Source organism: Syntrophobacter fumaroxidans MPOB (assembly GCF_000014965.1).
GTDB lineage: Bacteria > Desulfobacterota > Syntrophobacteria > Syntrophobacterales > Syntrophobacteraceae > Syntrophobacter > Syntrophobacter fumaroxidans.
In genome coordinates this window covers 337,457-352,038 of record NC_008554.1, presented here as the reverse complement: position 1 = coordinate 352,038, position 14,582 = coordinate 337,457, and the positions used below count along the sequence as shown (strand labels likewise).

At 60.6% G+C, this 14,582-nt stretch carries 12 protein-coding genes; 8 read left to right on the top strand and 4 right to left on the bottom strand.

The window, feature by feature from the left end:
• Positions 1–288: 288 nt before the first annotated feature.
• Complete coding sequence (locus SFUM_RS01500) at positions 289–606, top strand: hypothetical protein (protein WP_011697167.1); 318 nt, start codon at positions 289–291, stop codon at positions 604–606.
• A 187-nt stretch (positions 607–793) separates the two neighbouring features.
• Here the strand turns inward: SFUM_RS01500 and SFUM_RS01495 are convergent, their stop codons facing one another.
• The 4 genes from SFUM_RS01495 to rlmD form a co-directional block, all read right to left on the bottom strand.
• The gene (locus tag SFUM_RS01495; RefSeq protein WP_011697166.1) at positions 794–1,969 is read right to left on the bottom strand and encodes an AI-2E family transporter; all 1,176 of its coding nucleotides are present in this window, start codon (positions 1,967–1,969) and stop codon (positions 794–796) included.
• A 40-nt stretch (positions 1,970–2,009) separates the two neighbouring features.
• Complete coding sequence (locus SFUM_RS01490) at positions 2,010–2,639, bottom strand: tetratricopeptide repeat protein (RefSeq protein ID WP_041439560.1); 630 nt, start codon at positions 2,637–2,639, stop codon at positions 2,010–2,012.
• A 181-nt stretch (positions 2,640–2,820) separates the two neighbouring features.
• Positions 2,821–5,094 carry a PBP1A family penicillin-binding protein gene (locus tag SFUM_RS01485; RefSeq protein ID WP_011697164.1) on the bottom strand — a complete coding sequence of 758 codons (2,274 nt, stop codon included), beginning with the start codon at positions 5,092–5,094 and terminating at the stop codon, positions 2,821–2,823.
• 66 nt (positions 5,095–5,160) lie between these two features.
• Positions 5,161–6,585, bottom strand: coding sequence for a 23S rRNA (uracil(1939)-C(5))-methyltransferase RlmD (gene rlmD, locus SFUM_RS01480; RefSeq protein ID WP_041439559.1), 1,425 nt, complete (start codon positions 6,583–6,585; stop codon positions 5,161–5,163).
• A gap of 722 nt (positions 6,586–7,307) precedes the next feature.
• Between rlmD and SFUM_RS01475 the strand changes: the two genes are divergently transcribed.
• From SFUM_RS01475 to SFUM_RS01445, 7 genes are all read left to right on the top strand, one after another.
• On the top strand, positions 7,308–8,192 hold the full coding sequence (locus SFUM_RS01475) for a UbiA-like polyprenyltransferase (RefSeq protein WP_011697162.1): 885 nt from the start codon (positions 7,308–7,310) through the stop codon (positions 8,190–8,192).
• Positions 8,193–8,315: 123 nt separating this feature from the next.
• Entirely contained in the window at positions 8,316–10,163 is a 1,848-nt protein-coding gene (locus tag SFUM_RS01470; protein WP_041441348.1) for a menaquinone biosynthesis decarboxylase, read from the top strand.
• 240 nt (positions 10,164–10,403) lie between these two features.
• Entirely contained in the window at positions 10,404–11,249 is an 846-nt protein-coding gene (locus SFUM_RS01465; protein WP_011697160.1) for a phosphate ABC transporter substrate-binding protein, read from the top strand.
• Positions 11,250–11,290: 41 nt separating this feature from the next.
• Positions 11,291–12,175, top strand: coding sequence for a PstC family ABC transporter permease (locus SFUM_RS01460; protein WP_011697159.1), 885 nt, complete (start codon positions 11,291–11,293; stop codon positions 12,173–12,175).
• Positions 12,159–13,037 (top strand): phosphate ABC transporter permease PstA, encoded by an 879-nt coding sequence (gene pstA / locus SFUM_RS01455; protein ID WP_011697158.1) that lies wholly within the window; start codon positions 12,159–12,161, stop codon positions 13,035–13,037. The genes SFUM_RS01460 and pstA overlap by 17 nt, the downstream gene beginning before the upstream one ends.
• On the top strand, positions 13,022–13,804 hold the full coding sequence (locus SFUM_RS01450) for a phosphate ABC transporter ATP-binding protein (protein WP_011697157.1): 783 nt from the start codon (positions 13,022–13,024) through the stop codon (positions 13,802–13,804). Before pstA ends, SFUM_RS01450 begins: the two co-directional genes overlap by 16 nt.
• A gap of 109 nt (positions 13,805–13,913) precedes the next feature.
• Complete coding sequence (locus tag SFUM_RS01445) at positions 13,914–14,384, top strand: HAD family hydrolase (RefSeq protein ID WP_011697156.1); 471 nt, start codon at positions 13,914–13,916, stop codon at positions 14,382–14,384.
• The last annotated feature ends 198 nt before the right edge of the window (positions 14,385–14,582 follow it).

Here is a 14,582-nt window from a genome sequence, read left to right as displayed (position 1 = left end):
CCGAACGGGGTGATGGGAGGGGCGTCGAGGATTGATGCCAGGTAACGTAGAAAATGGATTCCCGGGGGAGTCTGTTTCCATGCTTCGCGGGTGACGCAGGCGTCATGGGCCATTGGGTTCAAGATGAGTGCATTGGGCGGGAGGGCATAAAGCCCTCCCCTACGTGTGACCGGCACATCGGTCTGTAGCAAGGGGCGGGGTTTTTCCCCGTCCGCGTCACCTCCCGACGGGCAAATGTTGTGTCATCTTGAACGCACCTCGGTATGACATCCGGCAGAGGAGGGAAAGATGGAACAGAAAATCGTGAGCGAGAGACTTTACGTCAAGATCGACGAGACGGGAAAGCTTGTCGAGGCATCCTACCTGCCCATGGTCGATTCCCGCATCGAGCCGGTTCCGACACCGCTCATCCCCGCGGCCACGACGAAAAGTGCCAGTTTCCAGATCAATGAAGAGGGGATCATTGTTGAGGCTTCTCCGCCGAATCTCAACGGTCACAAGCTCGTGTTGCACGCGAAGTCCGATTCGGCCCTCGGAAGGACCGATGCGGTTACGCCCAAGAGGGTGTGGGTCCCGGACGGCAAAGGGGGTTGGATCTGCGTGTGACGGCTCCCCGCGGATCACCCTTCAACGCGTTCGACTCTCGCCGCCGATATCGATAACGGGTCCCCCGTTCGGGCGGATCCGCGGCCGGGGGACCCGAAGGAACGGCATGCTTTCTTCGTGGTGTCCTCCCTTGTGCCCAAAAAACAACAGCCGGGCGAAAAGCCCGATTCTCCGGCAAGTCTGAAGACTATTCTCCCGTCGAGGCTGGAAGCTCCCCGCCCGGCGTCTCCTGCGCCTTTTCCTCAACCGCATGCGTGCCGCTCTTGCTTTCCGCCAGATCCTCCCGGTATTCCGCACCGTAGAGATAGAGCATGATCATCGCAAAGGACACGATCAGCGGACCGTAGAGAATGCCGGTGAGCCCGAAGTACTGGACGGCACCGATGATCGACAGAAAGATGTAGAACGGAGACAGGTTCGATTGCCCCCGCATCAGGTAAGGCCTTACGAAGTTGTCGATGCTGCCCACCAGGACGATGCACCAGATGGCGAGGAAGAGGGCCGATTTCCAGGTTCCGAGCAACACGAGGTAAGCTGCCATGGGAACCCAGACCAAGGCGGTTCCGACGATGGGAATGAAAGAGGCGAAGCCCATCACCGTGCCCCAGAAAAGTCCCGGCAAACCGATCAGGGCAACTCCGATACCCCCGATCAGCCCCTGGCACAGCGCGGTCATGAAGGCGCCCATGAGCACGGAACGGGCCACCACCCGGATGCCGCCGAGCAACCGGTCCTCCTGGTCCTTGCGCAACGGGGAGAACCCCCTCGCGGCATCGAGCATCGCGGCCCCGTCGCGCACCAGGTAGAAGGAAATGAACACGAGGATGAAAAAGTGGGTGACCAGGCTGGCGACATTGCCCAGTATGGTCGCGGCACGGCTCAGGACGAACTGACCGAAGTTCTTGCTCAGTGCCATGATATTGCTGGATACGTCGAGTTTCTTCAGGTCCAGGAACGAGAGTCGAGTCTGAACCCAGTCCATCAACTCCATGACCCGTGGATCTTGTGCCAGCTTCTGGATATTGCCGGCGCGAAGCCAATCGTTGATCTGGTTGATGGTCTGCACTCCCTGGGCGATGAGCGTCGATGCGAAGAAAAATATCGGTATGGCGATGACGAACGTGATGATGAACACGATGGTCAGGGCGGCAAGGGTCTGCCGGCCGCGGTACTTTTTCACCAGCCAGGTTTGCAGCGGATAGAACAACGAGGAAATCACGATGGACATGATGAGCGTGTCCAGGAACGGGTGGAGTATCAGGTAAGTGAGATAAAGGGAATAGAACAGCACAACGAGAAGGAAAGGACGATACCCCGGGAAGCGGGGCGTCCCGTTCAGCGTCTCCAGGAATCGTTTGCTCATACCCTTCTCCGCGGATTGAAGACGAATCCGAAGCCCGTTCTCACAGCTCGGACGCTTTCTGCTTATAGAGGTTGGACTTGTTCGTATCCCCCAGTTCCCTGTACAACTCGGCCTCGAGGAGATACGCCTCCTTCAGTTTCCTGGAGTCGTCCTGAAAGAGCACTTCGGCTTTCTTGGCGAATTCGACGGCCTTCCGGCGAGCTCCTTTCATCTTCCAGGCACGAGCCAGCCCGAGGAAGGCGTCTCCGTTGTGCACATCCACCTGGACCGCCTGTTCCAGGACGGGTATGGCCGCATCCGGCCTTCCCCTCGAGAGCTCGGCCCTGGCTTGGTCCACCAGGTGCATGGAAGCCAGATGCTGGGGCGGATGGACGACCGCCTGCTTCTTCTCCGGCACGGGCGGCTGGATCGTCTCCAGTCCGGGTTCGACGTCCTTTTCCTTGAATTGCGGCGGCGGTTTCAAGATCAAACCCGGCGCGGGTGGAGGTGCCGTGGACGGCGGAACGGCGGCGGGCGCGCGTTGAGCCTGGGTTGTTGCGGAGGGAGGCGTACGCCATTCGGACGGAATTTGGACCTGTTTCCTGGACCCGCATCCGGAACTCGCCAGCAACAGGAGCCCGACCACCAGGCAGGCCGCACCCGACACGACTTTTCTCGCGGTTATTCGCATTCCGGGGCCTTTCCACACGGACGACAACACGCACCATGCCGCACTGAAGATGCCTTCGATCTTTGTTTTTCAGGTATCGACACGTGCTCCGTGAAACTGAAGCGGATTCGGAAACTCCGCACGACCGGCCGGCGCACGAGGCGCACCGGCCTCCAATGCGGACGTTCGAAAGGGAGTCGGTTCATTCCCTGCGATGAATATTACAATATTCTTTCAGCTCGTTTTCCGCCAGAAAATATTCCATCCGCTTATCGGGACACCTGGGATTCGCCAGCTTTCCAGACTGCCCGCAGATGACGCGCTGTACCACCCCCGGAGGAACACGGAAAGCCTGGGGATTCATCCACGGCCGCACTTCGTTCATGAAGCGCGCCCAGATTCTTCCGGCCCCCCGAGCCCCGGTGAGCCCGGTGGGGCGATTGTCGTCGTATCCGACCCAAACCACTGCAAGAAGGTCGGTCGTGTACCCGACGAACCACGAATCGCGGTAGTCGCTGGTTGTTCCGGTCTTACCGGCGCAGCGAAAATCGATTCCCATCCTGCGCACGCTTTTCCCGCTGCCCCGCTCCATCGCCCCCTCCAAGAGGTTCGTAATGAGAAACGCCTTGGCGGGCGTGGTCACCGTGACGAAATCCATATCGCGCCGTTCCTGGACCTCGCCGTTTTCCGCCACGACTTCTTTGAGGCTGAGCAGAAAGGGCCTCTGTCCGTCATTGTCCAATGCGGCGTACCCACCCGCCAGTTCAATGGGAGTGACTTCGAAGGCGCCCAGCGCAAGGGATGGCACCGGCTGAAGCGGAGACTGGATTCCCAGGCTTCTGATCGTCTTGATCAACCCGTCCAGCCCGACCGTGGAGGCCAGGTTGACCGTCGCCGCGTTGATCGATTCTTCAAGCCCCAACCGGAATGTCACGCGTCCGCGGTAGTGATCGTCGAAGTTGCGCGGAGTCCACGAATCGCCGTCCACAACATACGGCGTCGGTTCGTCGGGTATCCAGCTGGCGGCCGTGTAGCGGTCCAGGGAGCCCAGGTAGATGAACGGTTTGATGGTGGAGCCGGGCTGGCGGTGCGCTTCCAGCGCACGATTGAAACTGCTTTCGGCATAGTCCCGGCCCCCGACCAGCGCAAGTACCGCCCCGGTTTTCGGCTGAATGGCGATGAGCGCAGCCTGTAGCGGGGGTGAAGCGTCTCCTTCGCCTCGCGCCCCCTCGGCCCGCTCCTTTTCAAGCTCCTGAAGACCCTCGACAACGGCCTTGTGCGCAGCGAGCGCCATTTCGGGGTGTAGCCTGGTGTATATGTTCAGCCCCTCCGATTCCAGCACCCCCGGCTCGTAGAGTTCCTGCAGCTGCCGCCGAACATAGTCCACGAAGTACGGGGCCGTGTTCACCGGCAAAAAGGTCCCCGGCACCCTGACGCGCTCCGCCCGCGCCTGTTCGTATTCCTGGGCCGTGATTTTCTCCAGGTCAAGCATCCGCTTCAAGACAGTGTTTCTGCGCTCGAGGGCCGCATCGGGGTGGGTAAGGGGCGAGCAGTTATTCGGGCTCCTTATCATCCCGGCCAGGGTAGCGGATTCGGCCAGGGTGAGATCCTCGACGTTTCTTCCGAAAAAAAAGCGTGACGCTTCCCCGATGCCGTGGATGGCCACGCCGCCCCGCTGTCCCAGGTAGATCTCGTTCAGGTACATCTCGAGGATCTCGTCCTTCTCGTACATCGACTCGATGATCGAAGCCATCGAGACTTCGAGCATCTTCCTTTTCAGACTGCGTTCGGGCTCCAGGAAGTAGTTCTTCACCAGCTGCTGAGTGATGGTGGAGCCTCCCTGGACCAGGCGCCGAGCCAGAACGTCCGTCCAGACGGCCCTCAGGATTCCCACCCAGTCCACTCCCCCGTGCTCGTAAAAGCGGTGGTCTTCGATGGCAATCACCGCGTCGCTCAGATGCTTCGGGACCTGCCGGATGTTTACCAACAAACGGCTCTCGCGGTTTCGTCCGAAAAGGCGAGCGATTTCAATGGGCTCGAGCTCGAGATAGGCCAGATCGCCTTCCTGGCTGCGGATTCTCACCAGCCGGTTCTGCTGGAACTCGAACATGACCCTTTGCGCTCGCAGCCAGTGGCCGGGGAATTTGAAGTCTCTGAGGAAAACGATCAGGCTGCCCCTGTGCAGCTTGAATTCCCCGGCGCGCAAAGGTTCCCTCAGGGACTCCCGGTACCGTCGCTCCTCGAGCATCTGCCTGAGTTGACTCAAGGCCAGCGAGTGGCCGGGGTAGATCGGAACGGTGGCCGAAAAGACGCGCGCGGGGATGCTCCACCTGCGGGATTCGAACCGCTGCCTGACTTCATTGTAAAGATAGAAATAGTAACTGGTCGCGAACAAAACGCAGACCAGCCCGAGCAGAACGACCAGTCTCCACCAGATAGAGCGCTTGCGAACCGCTTTGTCAGTGAAACTCATCATAAGGAATGATCGTCGCCCGCATCCCGGCCGCGCCGGAAGGCTTCAAAGGTCTTGTCCCGACCCGGATCATCTTTTCCTGTCCATCCGCACCACGCACTCGATGTGCGGAGTGTGCGGAAACAGATCGAACGGACGTACGGTCCCGATTTCGTATCGTTCCGTGAAAAAAGCCAGGTCCCTCGCCAGAGTCGCCGGATTGCAGGACACGTAGATGATTCGCCCGGGTCCCATTTCCAGCAGCGCCCCGACCACCTGCGGATGCATCCCGGCGCGTGGCGGATCCGTGATGACGATGTCCGGGTGATGCTCACCGCTTCCCGGCCCTCGCGCATGGTTGATCCGTTCCTTCAAGTCTCCGGAGATGAACCGGGCGTTTTCGATCCCGTTCAACCGCGCGTTGACGCAGGCGTCCTCGATCGCCTGGTCCACGACTTCAAAGCCCACCACCCGGGCCACCCGCGGCGCGACCGAAAGGGCGATGCTGCCCGTTCCGCAATACAGGTCCCAGACCGTTTCCGTGCCCTGGAAGGCGGCAAGGCGGGACACCTCGTCATAGAGCTTTTCCGCGGAGAACGGATTGGTCTGGAAAAACGACTCGGCGGAAATCCGAAACCTGAGCCCCCCCAACCGCTCCTCGATGACCCCCGGCCCGGCAACCACCCGACTCTGGTCGCCGAACGCCACCTGGGCCTTCTTCCGACTGACCGAGTGCACGACGGTCGTGATGTGCGGAAATCGCGAAACAAGGTGCCGCGTGAGGGTGTTCACGGCTGCTTCGTGTTCGGGTTGATCGGAAGTGACCAGGTGCAGAAGAGTCTGCCCCGTCCGCTTTCCTTCCCTGATCACGAGAAACCGCCAGAAGCCGCGCTGGCTCTTTATGCCGTACGCGGGAACGCCGCTCCCCCGGCACCAGTCCCTGGTCTCTTTCACAATCTCGACCGCCTCGGCCGACTCCAGTAAGCAGTCCTCGACGTTGAACACCTTGTCGAACCAGCTCCGGACGTGGAGCCCCAGGGTGAACGTATAGGCATCCCGCATCCCCGCCGCATCGATTTCCTCGGGCGTGAGCCAGCGCCGGTCGGAGAATGTGAATTCCATCTTGTTCCGGTAGTGGATCAGCCGGTCCGACGGAACGGCGGCTTCGATTTTCACGCCCTGCGCCCCCGCCAGGTGTTCCAGGGAATCGGCGACTTGGACTCGTTTCCATTTCAGTTGTTCTTCGTAAGCGATATCCTGCCATTGGCAGCCGCCGCACACGCCGAAATGGGGACACACCGGTTCGGTATGCGCCTCGGATTGCGAGAGCACCTCCACGACCCTGGCTTCGCAATACTGGCGTTTCTTCCTGGTGATCAAGGCCCTGACCCGCTGACCGGGAACCGCATGGTCCATGAAGACCACCAATCCCTCCACGCGCGCAAGGGCTTTCCCGCCAAAAACCAGCTTTTCCACCAGGAGCTCGTACTCCCGGCCTTTCTTCAAGTCGTCCATCGTCGGCAATCGGTCCTTGCTTCCATGGCGTCCCCCCCACACCCGACCTGCCTCGCACCCGCAAACCGTCCCCGCAACGGGCCGTGTTCACGGGCGCTCCGACACACCCTCGGCCCGCGGGACCGCTTCACCTTCCTGAAATCATCAACGGGACCTCAAGCCGGGCGATTGCCGTCCTGATGAATCCCCCCTGGGGAAACGACGGATTCATACCGAGGTGCGTTCGAGATTGCACAACACCTGCCCCGCGGGAGCTGACGCGGGCGGGGATAAACCCCGTCCCTACGGACCGATGTGCCGGTCATACGTAGGGGAGAACTTTATGCCCTCCCGCCTGATGCACTCAACTTGAACGCATTTGTCCATGGCGCCCGCGTCACCACAAGGCATGAAAACAGACTCACCCGGGAGTCTATTTGCCAGGCAACCTGGTATCGCAGCCCACGGTGGATCCCGCTCATCCTCCAAAACTACGCCTGACATTGTCGTTCGAGCGCTCGTGACGCGGAACCCGCGCCTCGGGCTTTCCGAATCGAGACCGGTTCGGAGCGATTTTTGGAATCGTAAGGATACTGCGTTTTTCTTGAGGAGGGAACTCCTATCCGCAATCATTTTCGGGCGGATCGGCGGTTGCGTCGTCTTTTTTTTGTGGCGCCGTTGTGATAAGAGACTTTCACCTCCGGAACACGGAGAATGGGCTCCGCCGGAGGGCCGGATGACCTTTGAGGGAGAGTGAACGCGTCGCCATGTTGCTCACTCGAATCAGAACCTACGGTCGATTGATCAAATTCAGCCACACGATCTTCGCGCTCCCGTTCGCTCTCGCCGCCGTTTTGCTCGCAAACCGCCACCAGCCCGTTTCCTGGGCGACCCTGGCGTGGATCGTGCTCGCCATGGCGTCGGCCCGTTCCGCCGCGATGGGATTCAACCGGCTGGCGGACTACGAATTCGACCGAAGGAACCCGCGCACATCCGACAGGCCTCTGACGTCGGGAGCCATCGACCGGAAGTCGGTACTCTGCTTCATCTTCATTTCGTCGTCGGTCTTCGTATTGAGCGCCGCAGCCCTTGGCCGACTGTGTTTCGTTCTCTCCGTGCCCGTTCTGCTCGTCCTGTTCTTCTATTCCTACACGAAGCGGTTCACGGCGTTCTCGCACCTCGTGCTCGGGTTCGGCATCGGCCTTGCTCCCATCGGAGCCTGGATCGCCGTCACCGGGTCGCTGACGCCGGGCATAGTCCTGCTCTCGCTGGCGCTCATGACCTACATCGCGGGCTTCGACATTCTCTACGCCTGCCAGGACATCGACTTCGACAGGCAGTCCGGTCTTTTTTCACTGCCCGCCAGGTGGGGCGCATCCAGGGCACTGACCGCCTCCTCCCTGCTCCATGCCGCGACCTTCCTCTGCCTGCTCGCGGTCACCTTCGCCTTCAGCCTCGGTCGAGTCTACCTCCTGTTCCTGGCCCTCATCAGCCTGCTGCTCATTATCGAACACCTTCTCGTCAGGCCGGATCGACTCGACAGAGTAAACGTCGCCTTCTTTCACGTGAACAGCGCAATTTCAGTTCTGCTGTTCGTCGGAATCCTGGCGGACGTGGCCGTCTATTAGAGTTGCCTCCGACGATTGGGCACCCCCGGCGGAACGCGCCCATTCCCGCCCATGCCGCTCTCCGGGCTGCGAAACATCGGGGAACTGAACCGAAACCGCATGGGAACAAGGAACCCAATGTCCATGAAGACCGCATTCCGAAACCTGCAAGACTTTATCGCCGACCTCGAGCGGGCCGGAGAATTGCTGCGGATCAAGGCCCCGGTCTCGAGCGACCTCGAAATCACGCAAATCACCGACCTTGCCTCCAAGAGCCCCGGAGGAGGCAAGGCTCTGCTCTTCGAAAACGTTGAAGGCTCGCGCTTTCCGGTCCTGACCAACGCTTTCGGCAGCGAACGGCGCATCTGCATGGCGCTGGGCGTCTCCCACCTCGACGAGCTCGCCCGCCGCCTCAAGTCCTTCATCGAGATGAAACCGCCGAAGTCCCTTGCCGATGCGCTCCGGCTGATCCCGCTCGGGCTGGAGCTCCTCCGCTTCCTGCCTCGAAAAACCCGCAAGGCGCCGTGCCAGGAGGTTGTCACCACCGGCCGCGACGTGGACCTGTCCATGCTGCCGGTGCTCAAGTGCTGGCCATCGGACGGAGGGCCGTTCGTAACGCTCCCGGTGGTGATCACGCGCAGCCTCGTCACCGGCAAGCGCAACGCGGGGATGTACCGGCTGCAGGTTTACGACCGCAAGACCACGGGGATGCACTGGCACATTCACAAGGACGGGTCCCACTACTTCCAGGAATTCAGGGAACGGGGCAAGCGCATGCCCGTGGCGGTGGCGATCGGGACCGATCCAGCCGTGACTTACGCCGCCACGGCCCCCCTGCCCCGAGGCATCGACGAAATGATGCTGGCCGGGTTCATCCGGCGAAAGCCCGTGCCGATGGTGCGTTGCCTGACCGTCGACCTCGAGGTGCCGGCGGAATCGGAATTCGTGCTGGAAGGTTACGTGGATCCCGGAGAACTGCGCGTGGAAGGGCCTTTCGGAGATCACACCGGCTACTATTCGTTGGTGGGGGAATACCCGGTGTTTCACGTCACCGCCCTGACGCACCGGCGCAATCCGGTGTATTTCGCAACGGTCGTCGGACGCCCCCCCATGGAAGATTGTTTTCTTGCCAAGGCCACCGAGCGTATCTTCCTGCCGCTCCTGAACGCCGTATTCCCGGAGATCGGGGACTACTGGATGCCGTGGGAAGGGGTCTTCCACAACATCACGGTCCTGTCCATCCGCAAGGAATATCCGGGCCATGCGCGCCGCATGATGAGCGCCATCTGGGGGCAGGGACAGATGAGCTTCTGCAAGGCCGCGGTCCTGGCGGATCCTTCGGTGGATCTCGGTCACCCCCGGCGGGTGCTCGAACACATCCTGAACAACATCGACATCGAAAGCGACATCACCCTCTCCGAAGGCATCCTGGACGTCCTCGATCACAGCGCCCCGGAACCTTTGTTCGGCAGCAAGATCGGCATCGACGCAACCCGGCGGCTTCCCGGCGAAAAGGAGCGTCCCGCCGCCCGGCCTGTCGGCGCTCTTCCGGACGCGGAGCGGATCGCGTCCGCCCTGCGGGACGTCTCGGAGTTCCTCGTGGCTTTCCACGTTCCGGACCTTGAAGTCAGGAACAGGCTGCTGTGCGTGAATTTCCTCAAAAACGGGTCGGTACCGGCGCAAAGCTTCGCGCAACAACTCCTCGATCACCCGGTCCTGCAGCCGTTTGCGATCTTTCTGCTCTACGACGCAACCATCGATTTGCGGGATGGGTCGCTCATTCTCTGGAAGCTGTTCAACAATGTGGACCCGCGAAGAGATACAGTGCGTTCGGGCGGCAGGATCGTCGTCGACGCGACGAAAAAGGGGCCCGAAGACGGCCATCACCGTCCCTGGCCGGACGATATCGTGATGGATCCCGAAGTGGCGGCAAGGGTGGCGCGGCGCGCAAAGGAACTCGGGATCGAAGCGTTTCTGCCGGCCGGGAGCTGATTTCGCTCGAGCCGACCCTCAACGGTCCAACCCCATCCGTTCGAACTCATTGCGAAACCCGATGCTTTTCTCTTTTTTCATCGGAAATATGAATTTGGAGAATTCAGGAAATTGAACCATATAAATGGAGAGTTGCCTTGCGGCGACGGGTTTCGGTGGGGACAGAACGTTTTCGGACCTACAGGCACAAACTTCGAGAGAATCGACGACATCGACCGGCCGGGCCGGCAAGGGGGAAGAATGGGTATCCAGAAAAGGCGCGTTGATGGGGTTGTCATACTGGCGGTTTGCTTCTTCTTCGGTCTCATGCAGGGTGTTGCTTTCTGCGGCGCTTTGGATGGATTCTCAGGCCTCGAAGGAACCATCGCCATCGCCGGCGGCACGGCTCACATACCCGTAATGAACGACGCGGCGAAGAACATCATGACGGTCAACCCCGGGATCCGAATCACCGTCGAAGGCGGAGGATCGGGGGTCGGAGTCCAGAAGGTCGGGGAAGGGCTCGCGGATATTGGAAACACCGGCCGGGCGCTTTCCGAGCTGGAGATCGCCAAGTACGGCTTGAAGTCCTTCGCTTTCGCCCTCGACGGAGTGGCGGCCGCGGTCCATCCGGAAAACCCCGTCAGTGACCTGTCCCCTCAACAGGTGCGGGATATCTTTGCCGGGTCGATCACCAACTGGAAAGCCGTCGGCGGGATGGACGCCCCCATTCATCTTTTCTGCCGGGATGAGGCAAGCGGCACACGCGAGGTCTTCTGGGAAAAGCTGCTGAAGAAAGGCCCGGTTGCCGCCACGGCCAACATCGTTGCATCCAACGGGGCGATGAAGGTCGCGATTTCCCAGGATAAAAACGCCATAGGATACGTGGGTATCGGGCATGTGGACCAGAGCCTTAAAGCCCTCAAGCTGGAGGGCATTGCGGCAACTCAGGAAAATGCGATGAACGGAAGTTATCCTGTGGTTCGAAAGCTTTACATGAACACCAGGGGGGAGCCTTCCAAGCTTGTCAGGACCTTCATCGACTACGTCATGGGTCCCGAATGCGCCGATATCATCAAAAAGTACGGATACATCCCACTGAAGTAGGAATAGCCCTTTTGGAGGAACACGCCAGGACCCGTTTACCGGTGAATCATGTTCAGCTGGTCCGCGAGAGATGGATCCGAAGGAGTCTTCTGATCGCCACGGGGATATCCGCGGGCGCGATCCTTTTCATCTTCGTTCTCCTCGTCTATTTCTGCCTGCCTCTTATCACCTCGGGCGGGATGAGCTCCGTTCTTTCGTGGCAGTGGAAGCCTTTCGCAGGTGAGTTCGGAATCCTGCCCATGTGCGCGGGCTCGCTGTTACTTTCGGTATTCGCCCTGGGACTGGCGTTCCCCGCGGCCATAGGCATCTGCGGCTTCGCGACCGTCCTTGCCGCCAGGAGCCTTGCCCGTTTCACCCTGGTCCTGGTCCACTTCATGACAAGCATTCCGACCGTCATTTACGGCTTCGTTTCCGTCTTCCTCCTTGTTCCTCTCGTGCGGGACTGGTTCAGCACCGGAACCGGCTTCTCTTTCCTGACCGCGGGACTCTCTTTGAGTCTGCTCATCCTGCCGACCATCGTCCTGGTGTTCCATGCCCGGTTGCAGCAGATCGATCCCGCCCTTCGTCTTGCCGCGGAGGCCATGGGACTGACGCCGGTCCGCCAGTTTCTGCACGTGCTTGTTCCCGCGGCATCGAGGGGCCTTGTCGTTGCAGCGATACTGGGATTTGGACGGGCCATCGGCGACACCCTGATTTCCTTGATGCTTGCCGGCAACGCGCCCCGGATTCCGGATTCTCTCTTCGATTCCATCCGGACGCTCACAGCCCACATCGCCCTGGTCCTCGCAACGGACAGTCAGAGCATGTCTTACCGATCCGTATTTGCTTCGGGCCTGATTCTTTTCCTGCTGATGGGCGCCGCCAATTTCTTTATTCGCAGGATGGACCGCGGTCCCGGGGAGAACCGGTATGAAAACGGCCGCTGATCTTCTCCTGACCGCATATGCCTGGTTTTGCGCGATTGCGGTTTTTCTCGCGACTTCGTTTCTGCTCGGTTTCCTGTTCAAGCGGGGAATGGGCGTCATGCACCCGAGCCTCTTTTTTGGTGATACCCCGTGGTTTTCAGCGCTCCTGGGGGCAAGCCCCGTGTTCGAAGGAATATGGCCGGCACTCGTGGGGACCCTGGCCCTGGTTCTCGTTTCGTCGGTAATGGCCATCCCGGTCGGCATTGCAAGCGGCATCTATCTTTCCGAATACGCGTCGGCGCGCGTCCGTTCCATGCTCGGGTTTGCCGTGGATGTTCTGTCCGGTACCCCATCCATCGTCATGGGGCTGTTCGGATTCACGATGATCCTCTTCCTTCGCAAAACCGCATTGCCGCAGGCCAGACCGTCCCTTTTCCTCGCGGCGGTTTGTATCGCGCTGCTCATCCTGCCCTACGTGATTCGAACGACGCAGACGGCCATGGAAGCCATACCCGAGCACCTCAGGCTGCTTGGTCCGAGCCTGGGGCTTACCCGTTGGCACCACGTCCGACACGTGCTGTTGCCGTCGGCAAGCCGGGGAATCCTGAGCGGCGCCATCCTCGCCCTGGGGAGAGCGTCCGAGGACACGGCCGTTATCATGCTGACCGGCGTCGTGGCGCGCGCCGGCCTTCCCGCCAGCCTGTGGGACAAGTTCGAGGCGCTGCCCTTCCGCATATACACCCTGGCGGCCGAGCACCGGAGCGTCCAGGAACTGGATCAGGGTTTCGGCATGGCCCTGGTGCTCCTGCTCATGACGGGCAGCCTTTTTGCCGTCGCGTCTTTTCTTCAAAGAAGCCTCGAAAAACGATGGAAAACAACGTGATCGACCAACAGGTGGAACCTTCCGTGACCATACGGGGTCTTTCGGTTCGGTTTTCGGAGAGAACCGTTCTGGATCGGATCAGCTTCACTGCCTGCCCCGGCCGGATCATCGTGATCGTCGGCCCTTCCGGGTCGGGAAAAACAACCCTTCTGCGGGCCGTCAACCGGCTGAACGAATGCTTCCCCAACTGCCGAACCGAAGGTTCCGTGGAGCTTCGCCTCAACGGCAGGGATGGGGACATCTACCGGGACTTCGTTCCCCTCCCGGATCTGCGCAGGAACGTCGGAATGGTTTTCCAGACCCCGAGCGTTCTTCCCTTTTCAACGAGGAAGAACCTGGCCATGCCACTCAAGGTGACGCTAGGCCTGGACGGCGCGAGGCTCTCCGAGAGAGTGGAATGGGCTCTGCGTGAAGTCTCGTTGTGGGATGAGGTCAAAGACAGGCTGCACGCCGATGCGTCCACTCTTTCAGGCGGGCAGCAGCAGCGACTGTGCCTTGCAAGGGTCCTGGCGCTCGAGCCGCAGATTCTCCTCCTCGATGAGCCGACGGCCTCCCTTGACTTCAAGGCCACCGAAAAGATAGAAGAGCTTCTGACAAGGCTGAAGAAGCGCTACACCATCCTGGCCGTCTCTCACAGCCTGAGTCAAACGCGACGACTGGCCGACAGGGTCTGCGTTCTCAGGGAGGGCCGGATTGTTCGGGAATTGGACCATCAGCACCTGCAAGACCTGAACGAGTTCCAGAGGCTTGTCGAGGATGCCTTCTAGCGGGACGGAACCGGGACACAGGACCGGCGGCGGGATGGACACAGTGCCGCATGCTCCACTCCGTCCCATCCCGGCTTCCGTTCCCGAGTTCAGAGAGGATCGCGCGAGTATGCTGAAAATTGAGATCCCCGGCTGTGAGCCCTTGCACTTATCGGACCTGGTCCTGGATTACAATGGAACGATCGCGGCCAGCGGCCGGTTGATCGATGGAGTGAAAGAGCGCCTGGAGGTTCTTTCGCAGTCCCTGGACATTCACGTCCTCACGGCCGACACCTTCGGAAGCGTTCGCAGCGAGCTCTCGGAGGCCGTTTGCCGGCTTTACGTCATACCGCCCGGCAATCAGGCGCAGGCCAAGGTGGATTATGTACGGCGGCTGGGATGCGAGGGAGTGGTCTGCGTCGGGAACGGGCGAAATGACACGCTGATGCTCGGGGAGGCCGCCCTGGGAATCGCGGTGATTCAGTCCGAGGGCGCCTTCAGCCGTGCCGTTCTTTCCGCGGATGTCGTGACGACCGACATACTCGATGCCCTGGATCTGGTCATCCATCCGTTGAGGCTCGCCGCAACGCTGCGCGCATGAGAAAGGCGCGGGGTTTGCACGACACGTCCGACTCTCTGTCCGGCATGAGGTTCCCGACATCCCGCAGCACACGGACCGCCTTTCATTTGATAGGAAGACGGTTTTGATGGTTGTTCGCAGGGAAGTGTGTCAGACCGGGCAAGACGGGTAATGTCCATACGGGGGAGCCCCCCTCCGGCAGCCCCCATGGGTACCGGG